Genomic DNA, 24,553 nt, shown 5'->3' on the forward strand with positions numbered 1-24,553 from the left:
TTCCTCCCTAACGCGGCGCCAGCTCCATCATGTTGTGGCACAGCGCCCGCAGCACCGCCCGCCGAACCGAGGCCGGGTCCCGCGGGTCCAGCCCGTGCCCTTCCAGGGACAGCAGCAGGAACCGCTTGGCCAGCGCCGGGTCGAGCCGCGCCGTCGCGACCGCCTGCACCACCCCGTCCGGGTCGCGCAGCTCGGCCGCCAGGGGAGCGTAGTCCGCCCGCCCCATCGCCACCACGGGCTTGAGGTGCATCAACGCCTCGAACCCTACGCCGGAGTTCAGCGTCAGGACGCAGCGGCTGCGCGGGATCAGCCGGTGGACCGAGGCCGTGCTGACCACGCCCTCCGGCAGCCCCGCCAGGAACCGCGCGACCTCCGGGCTGTCGCAATGCGGGTGGCGCTTCACGATCACCGGCAGCCCCGCCTCGAGCAGCCGCGCCACCGCCCGCCGCATCCCGTCGAGGTAGCCCGCCTCGAAGAACTTCAGCGAGATCACCGAGTCGTTCACCAGCTGCAGCGGAACGAAGACGAAGCCCTCGCCTTCCACCGGCCGGGACGCGTCCTGACGGTACTTGGACGCCCCGCTGGCCAGATGCGGCCGGATCACCGCGTCATAGTGCTCCTCACCCTCCTCCGGCCGGACCGCCAGGAGGGCGCGCTGGTCCAGCGCCGCCACCTCCGACCAACCCGAATACCCCTCACGGTCGAAGTGCAGCCGGTGCGGCAGATGCCCGGCCTTGTAGTGCCAGCGCTGCCGCGCCTTGCCGTTCCCGTGCCAGGTCAGCCGGATCACGTTCCCCTCCGGCGGCGCCTCGTGCGGGGAATGGAACAGGACCGGCGCGTTCGCTTCCGCCAGCACGGAGAGCAGCGCGGGGGCCAGCGCGCGATACTCCGGCGCCTCCACCCGGTGCTCCAGCGTCCAGGTCGGGCGCATCACCCCCTGCAGCAGCCGGATCATCGGCGCCGTGTCCGTGACCCGCCAGACCTCGCGGTAGACCTTGCCCAGCAGCGGGCGGAAGTTCGTCTTGCCCTTCCAGAAGGAGGCCTCGAAGGCGGCGCCGTCGGGGATCGGCAGCCTCCCGCCGTCGATGACCGGCACCGGCCCCTAGCCCCGCGGCGGATCCTGCACCACCAGCGTGCCGGCGATCCGGTCGTGCCAGCACTGGCGGTGCGGGTCCCAGAGCATCCAGAGATACCCCACCCCCAGCGGCAGGGCCGAGACGAGGTAGCCGAGGTAACGCAGCACCAGCCGCGGCCAGGGCGGCGTCCCGCCCGTCCGCGCGTCGACGATCCGCAGCCGCAGCAGGATCTTGCCCGGGGTCGCCTGCCGGGACGCCCAGAACAGCAGCACCACGAGCGCGGAGATCAGGTTCAGCAGCACCTCCGCCCCCGGCGTCAGGTCCTGCCCGCCGCGCAGCAGGATGCCCGCGAGAGCAAGCGCCCAGCCGGCCGGGAGCATCCAGGCCGCGTCCAGGATGGTGGCCACCAGCCGCGCCCAGAACCCGGCCAATGCCGCTCCGCCCACCCGTCCGCCGTCCATGCCATCCACCTTGCCGGCCGGAGGATTACGACCGAAGCCCCATCGCGCAAAGCCCGACGCCTTCGTCAGACCGGTGGCAGGCGGTCCAGCACGTCGGCGAAGAGCCGCACGGACCGCGCCGTCTCCTGAGCGGTGGCCACGTCGCCCTCCGGGTGCGGCGTCCGATGGCGCAGGCGGTTGCGGTAGTGCAGCCAGGTGGACACGTCGGCCAAGCAGGCCTCCCGGTAGGCCGCATGGTCCCAGTGCGGCCCGAGGTGCAGGCCGAACCGATCCCCAAGAGCGGCGAGCAGTGCCTGGGGGTCCAGCACCGTCACCCCCCCGCCGACCTCCGCGCCCTTTCCGTCCCGCCGCAGCCCGTGGGCCATGCCATCCAGCACGTTGAGCCAGTGGACGCGCGCGAAGCGCCCGGAGACGGCGCCCTCTGCCATCCGCCCCCGCGTGCGGCGCAGGAGGACGCCGATCCGCCCGCTCACCCGCCCGAGCAGCTGGAGCCCGTGCAGCGCCGACCCCTCGGAGAAGACGAGCGTCCCCGCGCTTCGATAGAGCCGCATTTGCTCGGCCAGCGGCAGCGCCTCCGGATGGACGACCACCACGCCGGCGCGGGCAAGAACGTCGTCGAGATAAGCCTCCGCCGCGATCCGTCCCCGTAGGCTGTCCGCCCGGATCTTGCTGCGGGACACGAACACCGTCCGCCCGGCCAGGTCCGGGTCGCGCCCGCGCGCCGTGACGCGGTCCATCAGGTCCAGATGGGCCTCGCTCGGGCGCGGGCCGCGCAGCCGCTCGGCCTGGGGCAGCACGTGTAGCCGCCCCACCCGCACGGGCTGCCGGAGGAGGACGGCCCGGCCCGGATCGGCCCCGAGCTGCTGCAACATCTCCGCGAAAAAGGCCGGCGGTTCGGCGATGGGATGAGCGCCCCCGACCGCAGGGCGGGAGAAGAGCAGCGGCAGCCCGCCCGGCAGGGCCGCGGAGGCGGCGATCCTCATGCCGAAATCCGCGATCGCATGGCCGAAATGACCGCAGACCGGCCCGCACCAGATGGCCTCCGGCAGGGTGTCCGGCACCTCCGCCGGCGGATCAGGTGGGGAGTCGAAGGGCCGCGGCGTCGCGTCGCGAAGGTGCCGCGCGTCGACCTGCGACGAGAAGTCGGGCCAGCGGGGCCCGCCCTTGAACTCGAAGGGCTCTGGTGTGCCCAGGATGCCGGCGGTGGGCGTCACGACGATGTCGGGGAAGGACATCATGGCGCCCGCCGGATCAGTGGGTGCCTCGGCCGGAGCGTCACCCGGCACGGCGGTCATCCCCCAACATGGGAGGGCCGCCCAGGGACGGCGGGACCCCGCGGGATCCCGCGCCCAACGGGCCGGTCCGGTGACGCCTTCACCGGACCGGCCCGTCCTGCGGACTACTTCTCGATGCTGGCGACGACGCCGGCGCCGACGGTGCGGCCGCCCTCGCGGATGGCGAAGCGCAGGCCCTCGTCCATGGCGATGGGGGCGATCAGCTCGACCGACATCGTCACGTTGTCGCCGGGCATCACCATCTCCACGCCCTCGGGCAGCTGCACCACGCCCGTGACGTCGGTCGTCCGGAAGTAGAACTGCGGCCGGTAGTTCGTGAAGAACGGCGTGTGGCGCCCGCCCTCCTCCTTCGTCAGCACGTAGGCCTCGGCCTTGAACTTCGCGTGCGGCTTGATCGAGCCCGGGGCGGCCAGAACCTGCCCGCGCTCCACGTCCTCACGCTTCGTGCCGCGCAGGAGCGCGCCGATGTTGTCGCCCGCCTCGCCCTGGTCAAGCAGCTTGCGGAACATCTCGACGCCGGTCACCGTCGTCTTCGTCGTGTCCTTCAGGCCGACGATCTCGATCTCCTCGCCGACCTTCACCACGCCGCGCTCCACGCGGCCCGTCACCACCGTCCCGCGGCCGGAGATCGAGAACACGTCCTCGATCGGCATCAGGAACGGACGGTCCTTCGGGCGCTCGGGCTGCGGGATGTAGGCGTCCACCGCCTCCATCAGCTTCAGCACCGCCTGCTCGCCGATCTCCGGCTGCTTGTCCTCCAGCGCCATCAGCGCCGAGCCGTGGATGATCGGGATGTCGTCCCCCGGGAACTGGTAGGAGGACAGCAGCTCGCGCACCTCCATCTCGACCAGCTCCAGCAGGTCCGGGTCCGCCATGTCCACCTTGTTCAGGAACACCACCAGCGCCGGCACGCCGACCTGGCGCGCCAGCAGGATGTGCTCGCGCGTCTGCGGCATCGGGCCATCGGCGGCCGAGACCACGAGGATCGCGCCGTCCATCTGCGCCGCGCCCGTGATCATGTTCTTCACGTAGTCGGCGTGGCCCGGGCAGTCCACGTGCGCGTAGTGGCGGTTGTCCGTCTCGTACTCGACGTGCGCGGTCGAGATCGTGATGCCGCGCGCCCGCTCCTCCGGCGCCTTGTCGATCTGGTCATACGCCGTGAAGGTCGCGCCCCCCTTCTTGGCCAGAACCTTCGTGATCGCCGCCGTCAAAGACGTCTTGCCATGATCCACATGGCCGATCGTCCCGATGTTGCAGTGCGGCTTGTTCCGCTCAAACTTCGCCTTCGACATGCGTGACCTGTCCCTTGTCCCGGGGCTCGCGCCCCTGCCCGCAGCGGGCCGTGTTGGTGCCGGTGTCTATATGGTGCGTGCTAGTGGGCGCGTGGAGCGGGTGACGGGAATCGAACCCGCATAGCCAGCTTGGAAGGCTGGAACTCTACCATTGAGTTACACCCGCCGACCCACTCGCCGGTCCGGAATCAGGACCATCCTGCGCCGCGCCAGCCGGGATGCTGGGACACATGGAGGGGGTTGGATTTGAACCAACGTAGGCGCTAGCCAACGGATTTACAGTCCGTCCCCTTTAGCCACTCGGGCACCCCTCCACAGGGTGTCCCCTAACCCTTTCGGGCGGGAGCGGGGCGGACCTATCCGGGAAGCCGGCCGGGTGTCAACGGCACGCACGGTCCCGCGCGCGACTTCCGCCGCGGCGCGCGGGGCGCGATGATGCGCCATGCCTCCGAAACGCCCCACCGGTCCGCGCCGTCCGGGACCGCCCCCCGCCGGCCAACCGCGCGACCGCCGCGGATTCGGCGACCCGCCGCGCCGCCGCGCCGCGCCCGAGGACAAGCCCGACCGGCCCCCGCGCGGCGCTGGTCCCCGCGACCCGCGCGGGGACCGGCCGGATGCGCGGCGCGCCGGCGGCCCGGGCCGTCCGGAGACCGTCAGCGCCGCGCGCCCGGCCGAGCAGCCCCGCGAATCGCTGCCGCGGGAGGGCAACGGCGTGATCTGGCTGCACGGCCTGCATGCTGTCGCCGCCGCGATCGGGAACCCCCGCCGCCGCCTCCGCCGCCTTCTCCTGACCGCCGAAGCCGAGGAGAACCTGCTCGCCCGCCTGCCGCCCGGAACCCTCGCCGCCCGCAAGCTCCAGCCGGAGCGTGTGGAGGACCGCACCCGCTTCCACTCCTTCCTGCCAGAGGATTCGGTTCACCAGGGCGCCGCCCTGCTGGCCGAGCCGCTGCCGGGGATCGCCCTGGACGACGCGCTCCGCGCCTCGGACGGTCCGGTGCTGCTGCTGGACCAGGTGACGGACCCCCGGAACGTCGGCGCGATCCTCCGCTGCGCCGCGGCCTTCGGTGCCTGCGCGGTGGTGGTGCAGGACCGCCATGCGCCGCCCGAGACCGGGGCGCTGGCCCGCGCCGCCTCCGGCGCACTGGAGATCGTGCCGATGATCCGGGAGGTGAACCTCGCCCGCACCATCCGCCATCTTCAGGAATCCGGCGCATGGGTGATGGGCCTGGCCGGCGAGGCGAAGCGCACCCTGGCCGAGGCGAAGCCGACCGACCGGCGCGCCGCCCTCGTCCTGGGCGCAGAGGGGGCCGGGCTGCGCCGCCTGCAGCGCGAAACCTGCGACGAGCTGGTGCGCCTGCCCATCCGGCCGGAGATGGAGAGCCTGAACGTCGCCGCCGCGGCCGCCGTGGCGCTCTACGAAATCGTCCGAGGAGCCGCCTGATGGACCCCGTGGACCTCATCCTGACCAGTCGGCGAGAGGGCCGGAACTTCCCGGATCTCGGGGGTGCCGCGCCCCGCGACCTCGCCGAGGGCTACGCGCTCCAGCGCCGCCTGGCGGAGGCGCTCGGGGAGGCGCCCCCCGCCGGGTTCAAGATCGGCGCCACGGCCAGGGGGATGCAGGCCTACCTCCACCTCTCCCATCCCTGCGGGGGTTTCACGCCACGGGCCGGTCTGCGCGAGCACCACGGGGAGTTCCGCTTCGCCGATTACCGGCGCCCCGGCGTGGAGTGCGAGATCGGCTTCCGCCTGCGCCACGACCTCTCGGTGGGCCAGCACGGCCGCGACGCGCTGGTGGACGCGATCGAGCACGTCTTCCCGGCTATCGAGGTGGTGGACAACCGATACGACGATTTCGCGGCGCTCGGCGCGCCGGCGCTGATCGCGGACCAGATCTTTCACGCCGGCGGCGTAACCGGCGCCCCGGCGTCGGGCTGGCCCGGGCTGGACCTGGCGGCGGCGCATGGAAGCATCGCGGTGGACGGGATCGTCCGGGCCGAGGGGACCGGCGCCGAGTTGCTCGGCCACCCGCTGGACGCGCTGGCGTGGCTTGCCGGGTCCGGCGCAGCGGAGGCGTTCGGTGGCCTGCGCGCCGGCCAGGTGATCTTCCTGGGGTCGGTGACACCGCCGATCTGGCTGGACCAGCCCTGCGAGGTGACGGTGACCTTCGACACGCTGGGGCAGGTCACCGCAGGGTTTCGGTAGGCGCAGCCTGCTGTCCTGACCTCTCGACCCGGTCACCACGCGAACGTGAATTGTGTTTACCGCGCCTTCACCGGCCGCGCGCATTGTTCATGGGCACCCGAGAGGGGCAACCCAGCCAGGACGGCACGATGAGAGCAGGAAACTCCCATGCTGCCGTCCTCCCACGCCACTCGTCCGAGCCACGCTGCCGCCAGCCCGGCCGCCTGGAATGACCTTCCGGACGAGCTTCAACTCACCCTCTCGCGCGAGGCGCTGAAGCGCGCCGCGCAGACCCTCGCCGATCACGCCGAGCTCCTGGCCGGAGAGATGGAAGTGGGGACCCTTCTGGATCAGGGCGGGCCGGACGCCCTCCGGCTCTTTGCTGCGGTCATTCGGGCTACGAACAAGGACGACTTCGACTGCGTGGGGAATGCCTGATCGCGTCCACCTCTCAACGCGTCGCATCTCCGTGACTGGACATGCTGCAGTGCAGCATCCACATTCCGAGGCGAGAGAGGGGAGGGAACCAGCACAAAGGTCCCAACTATGCCCAGCATCATCGCTGCCCTTCTTCTTCTTGCTTTCGTCGCGGCGGGCGTGTCCGCACGCCGCGCTCTGAACGGCGCCAGCGACCTCCGTGCATTGCCGCACCCGGCCGGAGCCTGATCCCTGCTCGGGCGGGCGCTGACCTCACCGTCAGCGCCCGATCCGACTTCAGCTGGCGTTTCGTGGCGTCCGGAACTTCAGGTCAGTGCCTTACCAGCGCACGACCGAGTGGCTTGACGGCGCCCCCCTGCTGACCGGCGGTCTGGGATCGGCCCGTCGGCTTGGGGCTTGCTCAAAGGGAAGCCGGTCCACCAGGGAGGGTCACTCCCGGTCCGGCTTCCCATGTCGGGGACGGCACAGTCTCGCGTGTGCTCTCCATATGGAGGGCTTAGACGTCGGCACGGGCCATCGATGGCACGGGACCGGGGCGCCAATCGATCGATTCTGACCACGCCGGGGAATGCCGGGTGAGGGGATCGAACCCCCGACCTTCGGTTTACAAAACCGATCGGACGGGTCGCCGGGAGACGACACTCGCCGACAGGACTTCGCTAAGCGGCTGGATTTACTGCTCTTCCCGGTTCACACAGGAGACGTGAGCCGACCGGAGCCGCCATGCCCCGCCAATCAAAAGGGTCCGCAGAAGGTCCGCAGGATCCGGGCCGCGGACCCATTCGGCTGGATGATCGCACCGTCGCCGCCCTGACCTGCCCGCCTGGCCGGAAGGACATGCTGGTCTTCGATGCGGAGCAGGCGGGCTTCGGCGTGCGGGTGGAGGCGAAGGGTCGGCGGACCTTCCTCTTCCAGTACAACCTCGCTGGGGCGAAGCGCCGCCTCCCCCTCGGCGTGTTCGGGGAAGTCACCGCCGCCCAGGCCCGAAAGCTCGCGCAGAAGTACCGCGGCACCGTCGTGGCTGGTGGTGACCCCTGGGGCGAGCAGAAGGCAAAGCAGGTGGAGGCCGTGACCGCCGAGAAGCGCGCCGCGCTGCAGGCTGCCGCGAACGCCTTCACGGTGCGGCGGCTGATCGAGGACTGGGACCGCCTCCACCTCGCCCACAAGCGGTTCTCGTACCGGCGCGACGCCCTGTCCCGGATGAACCAGCACCTTGCCCCCATCCTCGACACGCCGACCGCGATGGTCACGAAGGCGCAGGCAGTGGCTTGCGTGGACAGAGCCGCGGAGAACGGCGGCGAGACGACGGCGCGCCGGGTCCAGTCCTATGCCCGGGCGATGTTCGGGTGGGCGCGCGGCCGCGGGATGCTGGACGCGAACCCGTTCGAGGGAGTGCCCGCCCCGGGGAAGGAGATCCCGCGGGAACGGGTTCTGACACCCGAAGAGGTGGGATTGATCTGGCGTGCGGCGGGTAAGCTGCCCCACCCCTATGGTCCATTCGTGCGGTTCCTGCTGCTGACGCTGCAGCGGCGGGAAGAGGTCGCCGGCATCACTGACGCGGAGATCTCCGCCGACGGCACGACATGGGTTCTGCCCGGCGCAAGAGCGAAGAACGGCAAGCCGCACACCATCCATCTGGCGCCGGCGTCGCGGCAGATCCTCGGCGAGCTTCAGCGCAGCGATACCCCGCGCCTCGTCTTCGGCGTGCCCAGCCTCAGCGAGGCGGGCGCGCTGAATAGCCTCACCACGTTCGCGTGGATCAGGCGTCAGCTGGACTTACTGATCGAGGCGGAGCGGAGGGAGACGACTGACGGGAAGGCCCCTCCCCTGCCCCACTGGACGTTTCACGACTTCCGCCGCAGCGGCGTGACCTGGCTCTCGGATGCTGGGTTCCCGCCGCACGTCGCCGATCGGATCCTGAACCACGTCCAGGGCACGATCCGTGGCGTCGCGGCAATCTACCAGCGGGCCGAGTTCCTGCCCGAGCGCCGTGCCGCCCTGGAGGCCTGGGCTGCCCATGTTGTCGCGTGTGGAGAGGGGCAAACGGTTGACCCGAAGGTGGTGCCGATCGCCACGAAGAGGGCACCTCGCACCCGGACATCATGATTTCAGGTCGGACCGGTCGGACCAGGTCGGACCACCCTACAGAAACTCCGTATTTGTGGGGCTTTCGGCAGCACTCTGCCCGGTCCGACCTGAGGCCATTCAGGTCGGACCAGGTCGGACCACCCCGAACTGTAAGCTGAACAATCTGTAGCACAAAAGCTAAACCGTCCAAAAATATGGTTTACCACAACCGAACCGATGTGTGATCGGTGGCGCAGCGCTCACGTGACGGGTAGCGAGAAATGTCAGACGAGGCGGTCAGCGTCACAGAGGAGGTCAAGTCATCGACCCCGATGGATGCCCACGTCGGCGGCCGGATCCGGCTGCGTCGCATGCTCCTGGGCATGAGCCAGACAGAGGTTGCGGAAGCGCTCAGCATCAGCTTTCAGCAGGTGCAGAAGTACGAGCGAGGTGTGAACCGGATCGGGGCCAGCCGGCTTTTTGAACTCGCACGTGTGCTCGATGTGCCGATCAGTTTCTTCTTTGATGACGCGTCCGACAGTCCTGGTGCATCGGTCAAGCGGCAATCTGCCGTCCCGTCGATGACGAACAGTGCTGGCGCAAACCCTCTCCACCAGCGCGAGACGTTGGAGCTGGTCCGTGCCTATTACCGCATCGCTGATCCGGCGATCCGGAAGCGCGTCCTGGAGCTCACGAAGAGCCTCGGCGAAGACTTTGCTGGCCAACACGCATAAGGCCCGCGGAACTTTCGTCCCTCTCTACCTCTGCGGCTCGTACCCCCCCTTCGAGAGCCGCGGAGATGGCGTCCGACAGCAGCCACTTCCCCCTTAGAGCTGCTGTCGGACGCCCGCCTCAACCCGCATCGAGCTCGGTCCCGAGCCAGATCACACGCTCCAGAAAGAGGGCCACCACTCTCGGTGCGCGCTGCATCCCTCACCAGAACATTCTGATCTTCGACCGGTCCGGTCGGTACAGCCCACCTTGCGGATGGCATGTCGCAGGTAAGCTGCGGCGCGAGTGCAATTTCGAGCGAAATCTATGCGTTAGAAGGGGTCATCGCTTGGCCTCGGTCAGGCCGCACGAGCGCTGAACCCTGCAAAAAATCCCAAATGTTGCAACCGTTTTAGTTAACCCGTAGTAACAGCAGCACCCGAAGCGCGTGCTGCTCCGCGCCATAGATCGGCTCGGCTATGAGGAGCGTGACAGTGCGGAAGAGCACCGATGCGTCTGTTGGCCAGGCCGAGCGAAAGCATCAACCAACTTCGATAGACGTTCTCCTCGGGAGCCGCGTTCGCCTACGCAGGACCAACCTCGGATGGAGCCAGGAAACGCTCGGCGAGGCGCTCGGCATCGCTTCTCAGCAACTGCAGAGATACGAGAGCGGCGCGAACCGTATCGCCGCAAGCCGCCTGTTCGAGATTGCGCGCGCGCTCGACGTACCCATCAGCTTCTTTTTTGACGGAGCAGACCGCGCAGACCCGCCTGCCGGCCCGCACACCGACGGGCACGGCAGCATTCGGAATGGCCGGGAGGCGTCGGAGCTCCTGCGAGCGTATTTCCGCATCTCTGATCCGACGAGCCGGAAACATGTCATGGATCTCGCGAAGATCCTCGGCGGCGCAAGCGCTGCGCAAGAGGGCTAAAGTCCGCTCTCACGTGCTTCGTACTGGCATTCGTCAGTTTCAACGACTATCCTTCCATCGTCGGGCCGGCACCCGGCAGCATCTTCTCCGCTGCCCCTGCATCGCAGGAAGGGTGAACCGTGGCCGACCAGCACACTTCCGCCATCGCTTCAGCGATCACCGCTACCGTAGAGGCGCGCGGCCGAGCACTGACGATCGAGGAACGCCACGAACTCATCCGCCGGCTTCGCGGCGGTGACAGGAAGCCCGGCGCCGACGGCTCCTCGCCGTTCGGATCAGCGCAGCATGGCGACTATCGCGCTCTGGATCCCGCCGACTATGGCGCGATGATCCTTCGGCAAGCAGCGCAGTTCTCCGGGCGCTGACCGGATGATCGCCGTCATTCGCCAGCGGTTCTCGCTGGCCCGGGCCTACCTCTTCCGCCTCGGCGGAAGGCCTGCGGCTGACGCGGAGAAGGATCTTCCGCTCCGCCCCGACGACGAGGCGGAGTTCCAGGAATGGCAGGACCGCTACCGGCCGCGCCCGGCGCATCCCGGGCTCGGCCGCATGAGCCGCGTCCGCCGACAGCATGAGGCGATGACCGGCCAACCTTGGCGCCAGGGAGGGCGCTGACCATGGCCTCACGCACGATCGCTATTCGGCTGACGCTGGAGCAGGCGGCCGAAGTCCGCGCCGCGCTCCAGGGCATCGGCGAGACGGGCAAGGCCGCGCTCAAGTCCCTGGAAGACGCGACCGGTCGCGCCGCCTCCACACAGCAGAGCCTCGGCCGAGCCGCGAACGACACGGGCCGCGCGATTGGCAGCGCCTACGATCCTGCGACCCGTGGCACGAAGGCGCTCGGCGACGCGACAGACGTGGCGTCGGAGCGCATGTCGCGGTTCCGCACCATCGCGGGCTCGGCGGGCTTCCAGGCACAGGACTTGGCCGTCCAACTGCAGATGGGCACGAACGCCCTGACCGCGATCGGGCAGCAGGGCAGCCAGTTCCTAGGCGCCTTCGGCCCTGGCGGAGCCGTCGCTGGCGCAGTGCTAGTGGCGGGCACCCTGGCCCTGCAGTTCGCGGGGATCGGCGACGAGGCCAAGAAGGCCGCCGAGAAAATGGAGCGGGACTTCGAGACCGCCACGCAGGTTCAGCGCAACCTCAAGACCGCGATCGACGCGGTCTCCGAAGCCTTCATGAACCAAGCGGAGCGCGCGGCTCGCGCCGCGGCCGCCGCCCGGACGGCAACCGGCGAGAGCCTGATGGGCAGCCTTACCGCCCTGACCGGCCGGAATGACGATAACGCCGCGAACCTCACGACCGCGCAGCGGGACGTGGACAGACTGGAGGCCCTCGTTGCGCGGCGGGAGCGGGACCGCGCGCGCATGAGGCGCGCCGGCGCGAACGTCGCGGAAGACGATGTGGCGGCCGCGGAGCGGGGCGAGCTGTTCACAGCCCGTCAGCGCGTCCAGGGCCTGCAGCAGGACATGGACCGGGTGAACACCCGCATCCAGGAGGCCACCGCCGCGGTAAACCGCCTGCGGCAGGCTGGCGTGACCGGACCGGATCAGTTCGGCCCCGACGCGCCCCGCGGCATCTCCGCCAGCGTGGACGAGCTGCGCCGTGAGCTGGACCGGGCCGGCACCATCCGGGCCGAGTACGCGAACCGGGTGACGGCCATCAACGCGCGCCAGGCACAGGGTGAGATCGACGCCGCCGAGGCCACCCGGCTGCTCGGGCTGGCACAGTCGAAGCAAGCCGATGACCTGCGCAAGCTGGCCGAGAGCGAGAGCCGGAGCGGACGGGCTGCGGCGCGGCGGGCTGAGGCCGAGGCGTCGCGGAATGCAGCCACTGAGCTGCGCGAGCAGAGCCAAGCCGAGAACGACCTATCGCAGCTCCGCATGATGGGTATGACCAGCGCGGAGAAGGCGCAGGAACGCTACGCCACCATGCTGACGCGGGTGCAGAGCAACCTGCGCGTCCTGGGGCTCAGTCAGGAGGAGTTCAACCGGCTCGCCGCGGAGAGCAACCCGGTGCACGAGGAGGCGCGCCGCATCCTCGAGGCGATCAAAACGCCCGCCGAGAGGTACGCCGAGCAGCTCGACACCCTGCGCCGCGCGCTAGCCGCGAATGCAATCGACCAGGACCGCTTCAATCGCGCCGTCGCCGCGCTCGACCCGGCCACGAAGGCCGCAGAGGAGGCGGCCAAGCGGCAGGGGGAGGCCATCACGCGGGCCAACCGCCAGGTCACCGACAGCATTGTCAGCTATTCTGCCGACAGCTTTGCCGACCTCTTCGATAAGAATGGCAAGGGCTGGAAGGGCATGCTCGACACGTTCGAGAGCACCGCCAAGCGCACCTTCTCCCGGATCGCGGCCGAAGCGATCATCCGCCCGATCGTGACGCCGATCGTGAATGGGCTGAACCTGGGCGGCGTGTTCGGCAGCGGGCTCGCTACCGCCGGCGGCTCTGGCATCACGCTGTTCGGCCCTGGGACCGCCAGCCGCAATGTCCCTGCCGACGCGCAGCCGATCATGCAGGATGGCAGTCTCGTCGGGTACGCCCGGCAGGCCAGCAGCCTCTATCAGACAGGAAGCGGCCTGTTCGGGGGCGGTGGCGCTGGCGTCACCCGCACCATTGACGGGTCGCGCGTCTTCTTCAGCGGCACCGGCGGCGTGGATACCTCCGGGTTCGGCAGCATGGCCGGGACCGTGGACGGCTACCTCGGCACCGGTCTGCAGAATTGGCTGAACCAGCCCGCCTACTCCGCGCCGTTCGCCGCGACGGGCGGACTAACGGCGAGCCAGTCAGCCGGCCTCGCCGCCGCGGGCTTTGACACGGGCATGGCCGGTTCGATGGGCGTCTCCATGGGCCCGGTCGGAACCGAGAGCCTTGCGGCTGCTAGCGGCGCAGGCACCTACGGCGCGGCGCTTGGCGGTGGCCTTGCCATCGCCGGCGGCGCCTACGGGCTGTACCAGGGCCTGGAGCGCGGTGGTGTCGGCGGATACACGCAGGCCGCCGGCGGCGCTGCGATGGCGGGCATGGGCGCCTATGCCGCCCTCGCTGGTTCCATGGCTGCCGTGCCCGTCTACGGCTGGATCGCTGCCGCGGCGCTGATGGTGATCGGCTCCCTCCTGCCCGGGCAGAAGCCCAGCAACATGGAGGGCAACTACTCGTACAACACGCTCACCGGCGTCGGTGCCGAGGGCGGGCAACTCGGGGACAAGTACAGCCAGGAGAACCGCGACCAGTCCAAGGCTGCCGTCGACGCCCTGAAGCAGCTTGCCACGCAGATCGGCGGCGCTGCCGGCCTCGGTGGCCCCGTTGGCGCCTCCTTCAAGGTCGGCTTCGGTGATCGCGACGGCGCCTATTTCCAGATGGGCGACCAGCGCAAGCCCTTTAACGCCGACGAAGAGGGCGTGAAGAAGATGGTGGAGGACGCGGCGACCGAGTTCCTCCGTCTCGCCTCTCAGCAGACCTCCGACGAGAACGTCCGCAGCATCATCGGCCGGCGTGCGGCCGCCGGCGCCGAGGCTACGGTCAATGACCTGCAATGGTACAAGGAGACGTACAAGCCGGTCCGTGACGAGCTGGAGATCAAGGCCGCCACCTTCGCCACATCGCTCGAGAACATCGCGAAGCCCTGGGATGAGATGATCGCGAAGGCGCGTGACCTCGGGCTAGCGGAAGACTTCCTCGCAACGAAGCGGCAGAACGCCCTCGACAAGGCGGTCAGGGACCGGGATTTTCAGTTCCTCACCATTCAGGAGAACATCGCGGAGCAGTTGAACGGCCTGGGCCTCTCCTCCTCCATGTCCATGGCCGAGATCGTCAACGCCAGGTGGTCCCGCACCGCGAACGCCAACCTGGAGAGCACCCTGGCGCAGCTGGAGGCCATGGGCCTGACCGCGGGCCAGGTGAGCGCCACCATGGCCGACCTAACTCGGGTGGTGCAGGCGCAGGGCGCGGCAGCGTTGGAGCAGGTGGCGGCGCAGGAAGAGGCGAACCGCCAGGCGCAGGCGATGGAGGGACTAAGCCGCGAGCGGGATGCCCTCGCCACCATCGCGGAGAAGCAGGGGACGCTGGTGGACTTCCTGAACGGGATGGACGCCAGCGCCCCCGGCGTCTCGCCGCAGAACGCGTTCCTCGCCCAGCAGAGGGCATTCGCAGAGGCGGTGGAGCAGGCCCGGGCGGTCGGCCTCTCCGGGGCGGACTTGGCGGGCGTCACCTCGGCTGCCGCCAACCTGCTCTCGGCCGGCGATGCCTACCTCGGTCGCGGTGCCGAAGGCTCAGCTCTGCAGAACATGGTGAGGAGCATGGTCAGCGGGCTCGGCGCCTCGCTGGACCTGCCGGCATTCGGCGGGTCACTCGATCGGGTGAGCAGCAACCTGATCCGGCTGACCGACAGGATGGAAGATCTTGAGGGGCAGATCCTCAACCTGAAGGAGGAGCTGCGCACGACGCGGCTCACGGGGACCAGGTGACATGGAGCAGGCCGCAGCGATGACGACCGTAGACGCGAAGCAGTTGGCCCAGGCTGTGGAGCTGACGCGGGCTCAGATGCACCTCCTGCAGACCACAATGCTCGGGCTGATCGTGGAGGCGGCACCGGAGGCAAGGGAGGCGACTGCCCGGATCCTGGAGCGGCTGATGGCGGCGCCACCCTCGCCGCTGATCGACGGTGCTGTCACCGCCGCCGAGAACACTCAGCAGTACGCGGCGATGGGCGGCGTCATCGTGGGCATGCTGAGGAAGGACAATCCCGTATCGGCTCCGCCGGCGCCGCCGCGGCCGACACCGCGGCGGCTGCGGGTGGTTGAGTAGGAGCGGCAAAACGGCGTATCCGCGGCCTGCTTGCTGCAGCAAGCAGGGGTGTGCAAGCACCGTGCAGGGCTAATTTCCTCCGAGTTCCGCTCGTCGATAAACGCCCTAGGAACGGCGTCATCCTGATGTCAGCAAGCTTTACACTCAATCGAAGCTAAGCACCGGATCGCTCCGTACAATCCTGAAACGACTGGTAAAGTTCGGCGGCACAGCATTTGCGAACTCAATGCGAAATCGTGTCGGTTGGAAAGCAGAGGATCCGGTTGATGCAACGTCGTAAAGGCGCAGCTCGTCTCAATATGCTCGGTTGCATTGTTGGAGCGCTTGTCCTCAGCGTAGCACATGCTAATGCAGCTCTGGTGACGCGAACCTACAGCTTCACGGCAAGTGACTTCGTGGGTTTCTTCTTCGGGGAAGATCCGCCCATAGACGCGGTGTCAGGCGTCTTTCGGCTCACGTTTGATCCAATGGTGATCGGCACGGGGCAGACGACGGGCCTGGAAGTCCTAGCGCTCAGCCTTCCCTTCACCGGCGCGGTAACCTTCAGCACATTCCCTGGGACACTCAATTTGGCGATTGGGATCGGCACTGGGGGGATCACGAGAGGCCAAGACAACTTCGCCCTGAGGATCAACAACGCTGGGCGAGATTTCGGGGCTGCTGGGCGGCCGCTCGATCGCATCGAAGACTTCCGATACACGTCCGAAGGCACTGACGACGTCTTTCTGGCAAGGGAAACGACTTTCAACCTTGGCCTGCCACCGACGGCAGTTCCGGAGCCTGCGTCGCTCGCAATTCTCGGTGCAGGATTGCTGGGCCTCGGCCTCTGCCGTCGGGGCCGCTTCCGTGCCTGATCGAGCAAAGCAGCCATGAATTGAAGACGACCCAGGAGCGGGGCGAAGTCGCTCGTCAGGACTGTCACCTGGGCAGTGTCCGGGCTTCGGACACTGCCCGGCCACTCTCCCCGAAGTCGGCATCCCCCGGCAGCGCGCCTCCGAGTTCAAGAAGTTCGCTGGTCCCAGCTTCACGGAGGCGGCGAGAAGGAGGCCGGATCTGGTATTCCCGAAGCTGCTGCGCTCTCGCGCCAAATCCGGTCGAAATACGCATGGAAGGCCTCGGACAGGTCGTAAGTCCATTGAGCGACCTCTGGCTCGTTTAGGACGTTATCCCTGGTCCATTTCGCCTGGTCCAATTCGAAATGGAAAAGGCCATGTCGAAATGCTTTAAGCCTCGGGGTCAATGGATTGCTCTGAATGCGGTCGATATCCTTATCCGCGCCAAATAGGTTCTTTTTGTTGTACCCCTCAAGCAAGACAAAGAGTGAAGCTACGTAGTACTCCTTAAAAATTTCCGTCCTTTGAAAAATTCGGATATCATTTGCGAGGTCGCCTGAAGGTGGCTGCGAAGAGCTATTCAGCATTGCGATGGTCAAAATGCTCAGGTAATCCGCGCCATACTTGGTATTAAGATAATTCAATCCCTCGGTGAATAACTCCCGAAAATGATTGCTGCGCTGCATGTATCTGGCGACGGCCCAGCTGATTTCGGGCGAAATGGGGTTGGATCTCTCAGTCGACATTTCGATGTCCTTAGACCCTCCAATTTCGCCGGCGATGCGACGGGCCGCTTTCTAATCCGAGTTGCACGCCCGGACGGGCATAGTCCTCTAGCGTGAACTCGATGCCGGTACCTTCGAGAGCCGCACAGATAGCGGCGAGAGCCGGGCTCATATCGCGTCTTCGTCTATGGTCGGGTGAGAGCTGGGTTTGTTGACCCCGCCCTGGACCTGATCCGGCGCTTCCTGAGCCGCGCCCGCCAGCCTCACGCCCAGCTCTCCGCCTATTTCTTCCATGAACTCGATACCCGCAGCCTCGAAGGTGGCGCGCAGAGCCTTCTCATCCGCCGGCGGGATCGGGCCACGCTCACCTTCCAAGCGGTCCACCGCCCAACTCTTCACGTCCGCATTTGCCGCAAGGCGGGTCCGGCTCCAGCCCAGGAGTTGTCGCGCCGTTCGGCACTGGTCAGGGGTCATCCGGAAGCGCGCTCCTTCCTCAAACTGAGGCCCGGGCCTTCGTCATTTTCGGCCACGAAGATGACGCCGGCTGCCTCCAGGGCGGCGCGAATGACGTCCTGCCTGCCTCCGGTCAGTGGCTTCGCCCCAACCTCAAACTTGGAGATGGCACTGGTAGGCACGTCAGTGAGCCCACTCAGCCGGACGATCGACCATCGCAGCAGGCCACGCGCGGCCCGGCATTGCACCGGCGTCATCCGGCAAGCTTCCGCAGCCGCACCCACGGCCGATCGCCGTCCATGAACTCGATGCCGGCGGCCTCGAAGGCTGCCCGAAGGCGCGCCAGGGTCGGAGCGCGGGGCCGGCTGGCACCACTCTCTACAACTCGCACGGTCTCGGCTCCGCACCCGGCAGCCGTCGCGAGATCGCGGTCATTCCATCCCAGGAGCTCGCGAGCGGTGCGGCACTGCTCGGGCGTCATGCGGCCGAGCGCTCTTTGCGCAACCTCACGCCCGGCCCCTCACCATTCTCGGGGACGAAGATCACGCCAGCGGCCTCTAGGGCGGATCGGATGGTGTCGAGAGTGCGGGGCTGCAGCGTCTCACCTCGCTCAAGCCGGGCGATTGTGTTCGGCGAAACCTGAGCGAGGGCCGCGACCTCGCGCACCCCTAGCTGTAGGGCAGCACGGGCCATCCGGCTTTGCACGGCACTGATCGCCAAGAGTAACCCCGTTACCAAAACGCTTGACGACCGGTCCGGCCGCTAGTAGCCATGTTACCAGCTTGCTGCGGACGCACAAGCAAAACGGCCGGTGAAGCGGCGGCAACCGCAACCCCGGCCTAACCGCAACCCGCTCGGTGGAGAGCAGGCTATGGCTACCCGCACCCATACCACGCCGCGAGGCGTGGCCAGAAGATCGCGCGCGCTCTCTGGCGGAGCGCATCGGCCGAGAAGAAGAAGCCCCGCCCCCCTCACCCGCGCCGAGATGCGCGCCCGCCTGGAGCTCCTGGTGGAGCGCGTCCTGGCGATGCTGGACGACTTGGACGGCGACCCGGACCTGGAGCCGGACGCCGAGGGCGAGGCGGAGCCGGACGAGGCCAGCGCGCAGCACCTGCCGTTGTCCGCCCGCCGCGCCCGCTGCGGGAGGGCAATCGCATGACCCGCCGCTCTCCCACGAACCGCCGCGGTACCCTTCGCGGAGCCGGCGCGGCCGCCCTCGCCCTCCTGGCCGGCGGCGCCGGCGGTGCCGGCGCGCAGAAGGCGGCCGAGCTCGATGGCGAGCTGATCCACCTCCTTCTGCAGGTCCGGGCGCAGATGCGGGCGCCCGAGCCGCCTCGGACCGACCCGCCGTCCCTGGCCGAGATCCTCGTTCCACCGCGCTGGCTGGCGCCTCTGCAAGCCGCGGCGCAGATGCCAGCCCGCACGCCGGAGGGCCTGCGTGCGAAAGCTGAGTTCTGCGCCGACTGGCTAGCAGGCAATGACAGAAGAACCGGCCCGGGCCGAGACTGCGAGGGGGAGACGGCTGTCGCCTGGAGCCTGCTGCGTGACCTGCTGGGCGAGCATGCCCTGGCACCGGTGCCGCCCCTCCGGCGGCCGATCACGGAGGAGGAAGTAGCCGTCCTGCGGGCCGCCTTCCCGCCGCCGGTGGTGCTGCCGGAGACGCCGGACGTGCCGTGGATGTGGAGCAACGCCGCCCGGGCGATCGAAGCGCTGCCGGTGCAGGGGCACGCGCTTGCGGTGGCCTGCACCCTGGAGGCGAGAAGAGCCGACCTGGCCGGCGATGACGTGCGCGCCCACAACCTGCTGATGGCGGCTTCTGCGGCGATCGAAGCTGAAAGGCAGGCGCTCGGGATCGGGGTCGCTTGGAACACCGACGTGCCGAGAAGATCGGCGGGTGGGGAGCCGCGGTCATGAGCCGGGCGGTGGTCTTGACACACGACGGCGCGCTTCGCGTCGGAGATCGGGCCGGCCTGGCACTGGCCGATGCGCTACGGCGGGCGCCTTCGTTCGCTGCCCGCGCCGAGATCCTAATGCGTGCGCTCTGTCTCGTCGCGGAGCAGCTCCCCGACAGCGACGTGCGGCTCGGTGTGTGTTGGGCGCAGCGTCGGGCCGTAGATGCGGTGCTGCTGTCGCTGCCGGACAGTGCGCCGGTCACGCGCCTCTTCCCCGGCCCGTTTGCGCCGCCCAGGCGAAGGGGGCAGGCGTGAGCCGGAGAAGATCGTCGGGGGTGGGCCCCGTGCCCACCCTTCCTCCCGCACCGCACGGCGCTACACTCCCCCTCGGCGGGGCGCGGGTTCGAAACCGCCGTGCCGGGATCTCCGCCCCGGCCGCCCCGCCGCCTTCCTCGCGGATGCGCTGCGGAGGCGTGGGTGGACGTCAGGTCACAGGCTCGACAGGCTTACTGCCAGCTCTTCAGCGACGGCGGTCTCAGGCTGGTCGTTTTCCGGTCGGGGCAAGTGCCGTCGGACGACAGCATTTCGATGCCGATGGAAGACCTCGCCGCGGACGTTCAGACGGACATCGTCATGGACCAATGGGACGACGTCCTTGTGCTGCTCTCCGGGGAATATCTTCGGGCAATCGATGGCCGCCTCTCACCTACTCCGGGCCCAGCACATGCAGTCGGGCGGAGCTTGTGGCAACTGCATTGGGACGAGCTTGGCCCGCACTATCAGCAGCCCCACCGGCAGCAGTCGGTCGTCGTGCCTCTTCCAGAAATCGAAGCCTTCGAACGCGATCTCACTACCTTGCTGGCCGAGCGCCAGTTGGTGCTCGCCGGCAAGCGCATACCGTTCGATCCCACGGCGCCGTATGTGCCGATCGACCCAATGAGCCTCACCCTCTGGCGTTTGGCGATCGTCTCGGATCGAGCCATTCCGCGCGAGCCCGGTCGAACAGTCGAGCTGATCGACCTCCGGGTCTTCACGTCGGAAGAGTGGCAGCGGTTGCGCGATCCGGCGACGGTTCAATCGGCGGGACACTCGCAAAAGCCACGAGCTCCTGGTGGCGCGCCCGACGGATACCCCTGGGACGACTTCATTCGAGAAATCGTCCGGCTAACGTGGGAAGGGGGCTTCTCCGATCAGAAGGCTCTCCGGAAGCACATGCGCGAATGGTGCGACCGAGAGTGGGGTGGACGGGAGAATGGAGCCCCGGACGACAAGACGATCAAGCGCCGGGTGGAGCGCTACTGCCCGCCGGACATCCCTCTTCAAGTGGACTGAGTTCTGTCCGGTTCTGTCCGGTTCCGCCGTGTCATGACTGGCTTCACCCCGCACCTTCCGCCTCTGTCAGCCCATGGCGGGCTGCGGATGGAAGAGGCGCACCGATGGCCGGAGAGGCAAAGCGGTATCTCGATGAAGCGGCGGCAGCCCGCTTCCTGAACGTCTCCCAGCGCACACTTCAGCGCTGGCGGGTGGAGGGCGGGGGGCCGAACTTCTGCCGCATCGGCATGCGGCGGGTCGGGTACGACGCCGCCGAGATCGAGCGCTGGGCCGCTGCCCGGACGTTCCCCCACCGCGCCGCTGAGTTGGCACAAGCCGCAGCCTGAAACAGCAAACCCGCCACGGCGGGGAGGCCATGACGGGCTGCGGAACTACGACGCTACTGGACTACGCGGGCACTACCTGACCACCCGCACATAGCGCGCCCTCCGCCGCTTCGCCAGACCTTTCCGCCGGGGCTCCTCACAGGAGAGACCCGATGAAGAACGCCGCCGACTTCGCCGCGATGAGCGACCCTGCAGAAAACCGGCACTTCTCGCGCCGATGGATCGAGACCGACTGGCCGGCCGACCACGCCCCTGCCCGCCTCTGCGGCAGGCGCGTGCTGCCGATCGACGCCATGGTGCAGCACTCCTCCGACCGCAGCCGGCACGTGCTGGCCGGGCGCGTGATGGAGGGCCGGCGCTGATGCCCTCCGTTCCCAAGTTCGCCGCGATCACCTCGCCCAGGGTGATCTCAGAGGTGATTGCGCGCCTCCGCGGTGGCCCAGGCGCCTTCGCCGTCCCGCTCTACGCCGCCGCGCTCGCCGGCGAGATCCGCCTGCTGATCGTCATGCCCGGCGGGCGTGTCCCGATGCGGTTCCTGGATCATGCCCAGCCCCCAACCGTCGTTGCGCTGGGCGGAGATCCTGGCGCGCAGGAGGCCGCGTCTCCGCCAACCGACTTCCCGCAGGTGCCAAGGCTGATCCGTTGGGCAGCCTCCACACTGGTGCACGCGACAGGCGGGCAGGCGGCGCACTACCGCATGGTCGTGGATACGGCGCGGCTGATGCGCCGGGTCCTGCTGGTCGAGACCGCGACGGCGCAGGAGGACGCCTGGACCAAGCTGGTCAGGGACGAGATGCGGCGGCGGGAGGAGACAGGTCGGCGCATGCCGTCCCTGGTGATCAGCGCGCGGCCGAAGGGCGGCGTCCACCCCGTGCAGGAGGGCACATGCCGCTAGACGCTGGCACCACCTCCCTCGTCACCATCGCCTCCCTCGCCACCCTTCCGCGCTGGGTCGGCTGGCAGACCGAGAGCCGTGGGCCGAAGGGCAAGCCGACGAAGCTGCCCTACAACCCCGCCACCGGCGGAAAGGCCATGGCCGACAAGCCCTCGACCTGGGGCACCCGCGCCGCGGCCGAGGCGTGCGCCGCGAAGCTGCCCCGCCCGTTTGGGGATGGCGGCATCGGGCTCGAGCTCGGGGATCACGGCGGGCTCGCCGCCGGCGGCATCGACCTCGACACCTGCCGTGATCCGCAGACCGGAGACCTCGCTGCCTGGGCGCGGTCGGTAATGCAGCGCTTCGGCACCTATGCTGAGGTGTCGCCGTCCGGCACCGGCGTGAAGCTGTTCTTCCTCTATGACCCGGCGGACGCGACGGCGATCCGCAAGGCCATGGGCACGGAGACCGGCCGGAAGTGGTGCCGCACCGGCGGTGACCACCCGCCCGGGATCGAGCTCTACATCTCCGGCCGTTTCTTCGCCGTCACCGACCAACGCCATCCCGACGCGCCGGCCGAGCTGCGTCAGCTGACGCTCTCGGATCTGCTCTGGCTGATTAACGAGGCCGGGCCGGCGATGGCGGCGAACAAGCCGGCCGGCAAGATCCATGCGGCCCTGGGCATGAAGGCGAGCGGCGGTGATGGCAGCCGAAGTGCCGCCGCCTTCAAGATTGCCGCGGACGTGCAGCGCGCCGGCGGCAGCAAGGCCGACTTCATCGCCGCACTGGAGAAGAACCCGGACACCGCCGCCTGGCTGGCGGAGAAGGGATCTGCCCAGGGTGGCCGGGAGCTCGACCGAGCGTGGGAGCGCGCCGGCAAGCCGCAGGAGCGTGAGCCCGACGCCGACGGCGCGACCTGGCCCTACGGCTACACCATGCGCGACGACGGGCTGATCTACACGCCCGAGCCGAAGCGCAATCCGCAGACGGGCGAGGAGGTGGCAGGCACGCCCATGCGCCTCTGCGCTTCCTTCCGGGTGCTGGGGGAGGCGCGCGACGCCGCCGGCCACGGGCGAGCCCTGCTGCTGGCCTTCCGCGACGCGGACGGGCGGGAACAGCGGTATGCGCTGCCGCGGCGGCTGCTGCACGCTGAGGGCGGTGCGCTGGCCGCCGAACTCGAGGACCGCGGTCTCCGCATTCGCACCGGACAGACCTTCCGCACGCGTCTGGCAGACGCCCTGGCCGGCGTCCGCACCTCCGTCCGCATTGCCCGCGCCGACCGCACCGGCTGGCACAAGGCCGGCGGGCAGATGGTCTACGTCATGGCCGACGGCACCGCCTTCGGCGAGGGCGCCGAGGGCGTGCTGCTGACGGGTGCCGGATCCGGCGCAGAGGCCCGGGTCGCGGCATCCGGCACGCTGAAGGGCTGGCAGCAGCACGTCGCGGCGCTGGCCGTCGGTAATCACCGCCTCGGCCTCTACCTCGCCGCCGCGTTCGCGCCGCCGCTGCTGGAGATCACCGGCGTGGAGGGTGGCGGCGTCCACCTCCTCGGCGGCAGCAGCACGGGCAAGAGCACCTGCCTGGAGGGTGCCGCCAGCGTGTGGGGCAGTCCCCGCATGGGCCAGCAGGTCCGGTCCTGGCGCAGCACCGCGAACGCCCTGGAGGGCGCCGCCGTCGAGTGCAGCGATGCCCTCCTCGCCCTGGACGAGATCGGCCTGGCGGACGGGAAGGACGTCGGCACGACGATGTACACGCTGGCCGGCGGGGCGGGCCGCGGCCGCGCCGATCGCACCGGCGCACTCCGGGCCCCGCGCACCTGGCGCACCCTGTTCCTCTCCACGGGCGAGGTGTCTCCGGCCGACAAGATCGCCGAGACCGGCCAACGCAGCCGCGCCGGGCAGGACGTGCGCTGCGTCACCATCCCAGCCGACGCCGGCGCGGGCCGCGGCGTGTGGCAGGTGCTGCACGGTCAGCGCGACGGCGAGGCGCTCAGCAACGCCGTGAAGGCGGCCGCCCTCGCCCACCACGGGCATGCCGCGCGCGCCTTCGTGGAGCGCCTGGCGCGGATGCGGGCGGACAAGCCTGCCGAGCTGCTGCGCGGCCTGCAGGACACCATCGCCGCCTTTACCCGCGGCGCGCGCGTCCCGCCCGATGCCGACGGGCAGGTGAAGCGCGTGGCCCAGCGGTTCGGGCTGATCGTCGCGGCCGGCGAGCTCGCCACGGAGCTGGGGATCCTGCCCTGGCCCGCTGGCGAGGCCGAGCGTGCCGCCGTCGCTTGCTTCTCAGCGTGGCTTGCCTGCCGGGGCGGCCACGGTGCGGGGGAGGCCCGGACTGCCCTCTCGGCGGTTCGGGCCTTCATCGGCGCGCACGGTTCCAGCCGTTTCTCCACCCTCCTCCTGTCCACGGATCAGGGGAGCGAGATCGAGGAGGAGAACGGCCGGCCCGTGGTGAACCGCGCCGGCTGGCGGCGCCGGACGCCCGAGGGCTGGGAATACCTGATCATCCCCGAGACCTGGCGCGATGAGGTGTGCCGCGGGCTCGACGGGCAGCAGGTGGCGCGGGAACTCGACGCTGCCGGGCACCTCCAGCGCGGCGAGGGCAAGAACCTCGCGTCCCTGGTCCGCATCCCTGGCGAAGGTCGTCCCCGCCTGTTCGTCGTCAAGCCGGGCCTCCTGGCAGGGGGTGAGGCGTGACGGAGGTGGTCCGACCGGTCCGACCTGTTTCCTCCCAGGTCGGACCGGGCTCGATGTCTCAGAAAGCGCCTGTTTACGGGCTCTTTCGCGAGGTGGTCCGACCGGTCCGACCTGTTTCCTCCCAGGTCGGACCGGGCTCGATGTCTCAGAAAGCGCCTGTTTACGGGCT

26 protein-coding genes, 2 tRNA genes and 1 pseudogene are annotated in these 24,553 nt (G+C 69.1%); 18 read left to right on the forward strand and 11 right to left on the reverse strand.

Annotated features, from left to right (window positions below):
• Positions 1-7: 7 nt before the first annotated feature.
• The 6 genes from ACP6CK_RS07770 to ACP6CK_RS07795 form a co-directional block, all read right to left on the reverse strand.
• The gene (locus tag ACP6CK_RS07770; protein ID WP_426958312.1) at positions 8-1,096 is read right to left on the reverse strand and encodes a hypothetical protein; all 1,089 of its coding nucleotides are present in this window, start codon (positions 1,094-1,096) and stop codon (positions 8-10) included.
• A 6-nt stretch (positions 1,097-1,102) separates the two neighbouring features.
• Positions 1,103-1,537, reverse strand: a complete 435-nt coding sequence (locus ACP6CK_RS07775; protein ID WP_426958313.1) for an RDD family protein — start codon at positions 1,535-1,537, stop codon at positions 1,103-1,105.
• A gap of 65 nt (positions 1,538-1,602) precedes the next feature.
• The gene (locus ACP6CK_RS07780; protein ID WP_426958314.1) at positions 1,603-2,823 is read right to left on the reverse strand and encodes a glycosyltransferase 61 family protein; all 1,221 of its coding nucleotides are present in this window, start codon (positions 2,821-2,823) and stop codon (positions 1,603-1,605) included.
• Between the two features lie 113 nt (positions 2,824-2,936).
• Positions 2,937-4,124 (reverse strand): elongation factor Tu, encoded by a 1,188-nt coding sequence (tuf, locus tag ACP6CK_RS07785; protein WP_426958299.1) that lies wholly within the window; start codon positions 4,122-4,124, stop codon positions 2,937-2,939.
• A 92-nt stretch (positions 4,125-4,216) separates the two neighbouring features.
• Positions 4,217-4,290: transfer RNA gene (locus ACP6CK_RS07790), tRNA-Gly, on the reverse strand.
• Between the two features lie 65 nt (positions 4,291-4,355).
• A tRNA-Tyr gene (locus tag ACP6CK_RS07795) sits at positions 4,356-4,438 on the reverse strand.
• A gap of 128 nt (positions 4,439-4,566) precedes the next feature.
• On the opposite strand from ACP6CK_RS07795, the gene ACP6CK_RS07800 reads away from it, so the two are divergent.
• The 11 genes and pseudogenes from ACP6CK_RS07800 to ACP6CK_RS07850 all read left to right on the forward strand — a co-directional run.
• Positions 4,567-5,565 carry a TrmH family RNA methyltransferase gene (locus ACP6CK_RS07800; RefSeq protein ID WP_426958315.1) on the forward strand — a complete coding sequence of 333 codons (999 nt, stop codon included), beginning with the start codon at positions 4,567-4,569 and terminating at the stop codon, positions 5,563-5,565.
• The gene (locus ACP6CK_RS07805) at positions 5,565-6,326 is read left to right on the forward strand and encodes a 2-keto-4-pentenoate hydratase (protein WP_426958316.1); all 762 of its coding nucleotides are present in this window, start codon (positions 5,565-5,567) and stop codon (positions 6,324-6,326) included. Before ACP6CK_RS07800 ends, ACP6CK_RS07805 begins: the two co-directional genes overlap by 1 nt.
• A 147-nt stretch (positions 6,327-6,473) precedes the next feature.
• Positions 6,474-6,743, forward strand: a complete 270-nt coding sequence (locus tag ACP6CK_RS07810; RefSeq protein ID WP_426958317.1) for a hypothetical protein — start codon at positions 6,474-6,476, stop codon at positions 6,741-6,743.
• A 723-nt stretch (positions 6,744-7,466) separates the two neighbouring features.
• Positions 7,467-8,849, forward strand: a complete 1,383-nt coding sequence (locus ACP6CK_RS07815; protein WP_426958318.1) for a tyrosine-type recombinase/integrase — start codon at positions 7,467-7,469, stop codon at positions 8,847-8,849.
• Positions 8,850-9,091: 242 nt separating this feature from the next.
• The gene (locus ACP6CK_RS07820; protein ID WP_426958319.1) at positions 9,092-9,544 is read left to right on the forward strand and encodes a helix-turn-helix domain-containing protein; all 453 of its coding nucleotides are present in this window, start codon (positions 9,092-9,094) and stop codon (positions 9,542-9,544) included.
• Between the two features lie 471 nt (positions 9,545-10,015).
• Entirely contained in the window at positions 10,016-10,453 is a 438-nt protein-coding gene (locus tag ACP6CK_RS07825) for a helix-turn-helix domain-containing protein (protein WP_426958320.1), read from the forward strand.
• A gap of 119 nt (positions 10,454-10,572) precedes the next feature.
• Positions 10,573-10,818, forward strand: coding sequence for a hypothetical protein (locus tag ACP6CK_RS07830; protein WP_426958321.1), 246 nt, complete (start codon positions 10,573-10,575; stop codon positions 10,816-10,818).
• A gap of 4 nt (positions 10,819-10,822) precedes the next feature.
• On the forward strand, positions 10,823-11,065 hold the full coding sequence (locus ACP6CK_RS07835; protein ID WP_426958322.1) for a hypothetical protein: 243 nt from the start codon (positions 10,823-10,825) through the stop codon (positions 11,063-11,065).
• Positions 11,066-11,067: 2 nt separating this feature from the next.
• Positions 11,068-14,916: a hypothetical protein gene (locus ACP6CK_RS07840; RefSeq protein ID WP_426958323.1), complete on the forward strand. Its 3,849-nt coding sequence runs from the start codon at positions 11,068-11,070 to the stop codon at positions 14,914-14,916.
• Position 14,917: 1 nt separating this feature from the next.
• Positions 14,918-15,256: a hypothetical protein gene (locus tag ACP6CK_RS07845; protein WP_426958324.1), complete on the forward strand. Its 339-nt coding sequence runs from the start codon at positions 14,918-14,920 to the stop codon at positions 15,254-15,256.
• Positions 15,257-16,020: 764 nt separating this feature from the next.
• Positions 16,021-16,110, forward strand: a pseudogene (locus ACP6CK_RS07850) (PEP-CTERM sorting domain-containing protein); the annotation flags it as partial.
• A 170-nt stretch (positions 16,111-16,280) separates the two neighbouring features.
• Here ACP6CK_RS07850 and ACP6CK_RS07855 read toward each other — a convergent pair.
• The 5 genes from ACP6CK_RS07855 to ACP6CK_RS07875 all read right to left on the reverse strand — a co-directional run bounded on the left by ACP6CK_RS07855 (position 16,281) and on the right by ACP6CK_RS07875 (position 17,960).
• Positions 16,281-16,835, reverse strand: a complete 555-nt coding sequence (locus ACP6CK_RS07855) for a hypothetical protein (protein ID WP_426958325.1) — start codon at positions 16,833-16,835, stop codon at positions 16,281-16,283.
• Positions 16,836-16,982: 147 nt separating this feature from the next.
• A complete protein-coding gene (locus ACP6CK_RS07860; protein ID WP_426958326.1) occupies positions 16,983-17,288 on the reverse strand; it encodes a transcriptional regulator in 306 nt (101 codons plus the stop codon).
• Positions 17,285-17,524 carry a transcriptional regulator gene (locus tag ACP6CK_RS07865; protein ID WP_426958327.1) on the reverse strand — a complete coding sequence of 80 codons (240 nt, stop codon included), beginning with the start codon at positions 17,522-17,524 and terminating at the stop codon, positions 17,285-17,287. Before ACP6CK_RS07865 ends, ACP6CK_RS07860 begins: the two co-directional genes overlap by 4 nt.
• A complete protein-coding gene (locus ACP6CK_RS07870; protein WP_426958328.1) occupies positions 17,521-17,748 on the reverse strand; it encodes a helix-turn-helix domain-containing protein in 228 nt (75 codons plus the stop codon). The genes ACP6CK_RS07865 and ACP6CK_RS07870 overlap by 4 nt, the downstream gene beginning before the upstream one ends.
• Positions 17,745-17,960, reverse strand: a complete 216-nt coding sequence (locus tag ACP6CK_RS07875) for a helix-turn-helix domain-containing protein (protein ID WP_426959890.1) — start codon at positions 17,958-17,960, stop codon at positions 17,745-17,747. Before ACP6CK_RS07875 ends, ACP6CK_RS07870 begins: the two co-directional genes overlap by 4 nt.
• 178 nt (positions 17,961-18,138) lie before the next feature.
• Here ACP6CK_RS07875 and ACP6CK_RS07880 point away from each other — a divergent pair, with 178 nt between their 5' ends.
• The 7 genes from ACP6CK_RS07880 to ACP6CK_RS07910 all read left to right on the forward strand — a co-directional run bounded on the left by ACP6CK_RS07880 (position 18,139) and on the right by ACP6CK_RS07910 (position 24,384).
• A complete protein-coding gene (locus tag ACP6CK_RS07880) occupies positions 18,139-18,426 on the forward strand; it encodes a hypothetical protein (protein WP_426958329.1) in 288 nt (95 codons plus the stop codon).
• Positions 18,423-19,181 (forward strand): hypothetical protein, encoded by a 759-nt coding sequence (locus ACP6CK_RS07885; protein ID WP_426958330.1) that lies wholly within the window; start codon positions 18,423-18,425, stop codon positions 19,179-19,181. Before ACP6CK_RS07880 ends, ACP6CK_RS07885 begins: the two co-directional genes overlap by 4 nt.
• Positions 19,182-19,636: 455 nt before the next feature.
• Complete coding sequence (locus ACP6CK_RS07890; protein WP_426958331.1) at positions 19,637-20,491, forward strand: hypothetical protein; 855 nt, start codon at positions 19,637-19,639, stop codon at positions 20,489-20,491.
• Between the two features lie 104 nt (positions 20,492-20,595).
• Entirely contained in the window at positions 20,596-20,817 is a 222-nt protein-coding gene (locus tag ACP6CK_RS07895) for a helix-turn-helix transcriptional regulator (RefSeq protein ID WP_426958332.1), read from the forward strand.
• 152 nt (positions 20,818-20,969) lie between these two features.
• On the forward strand, positions 20,970-21,179 hold the full coding sequence (locus ACP6CK_RS07900) for a hypothetical protein (RefSeq protein ID WP_426958333.1): 210 nt from the start codon (positions 20,970-20,972) through the stop codon (positions 21,177-21,179).
• Positions 21,179-21,712 (forward strand): hypothetical protein, encoded by a 534-nt coding sequence (locus ACP6CK_RS07905; protein WP_426958334.1) that lies wholly within the window; start codon positions 21,179-21,181, stop codon positions 21,710-21,712. The genes ACP6CK_RS07900 and ACP6CK_RS07905 overlap by 1 nt, the downstream gene beginning before the upstream one ends.
• A complete protein-coding gene (locus tag ACP6CK_RS07910) occupies positions 21,703-24,384 on the forward strand; it encodes a DUF927 domain-containing protein (RefSeq protein WP_426958335.1) in 2,682 nt (893 codons plus the stop codon). The genes ACP6CK_RS07905 and ACP6CK_RS07910 overlap by 10 nt, the downstream gene beginning before the upstream one ends.
• The last annotated feature ends 169 nt before the right edge of the window (positions 24,385-24,553 follow it).

It is taken from the genome of Muricoccus radiodurans (assembly GCF_050154705.1).
GTDB classification, from domain to species: Bacteria; Pseudomonadota; Alphaproteobacteria; order Acetobacterales; family Acetobacteraceae; genus Roseomonas; species Roseomonas radiodurans.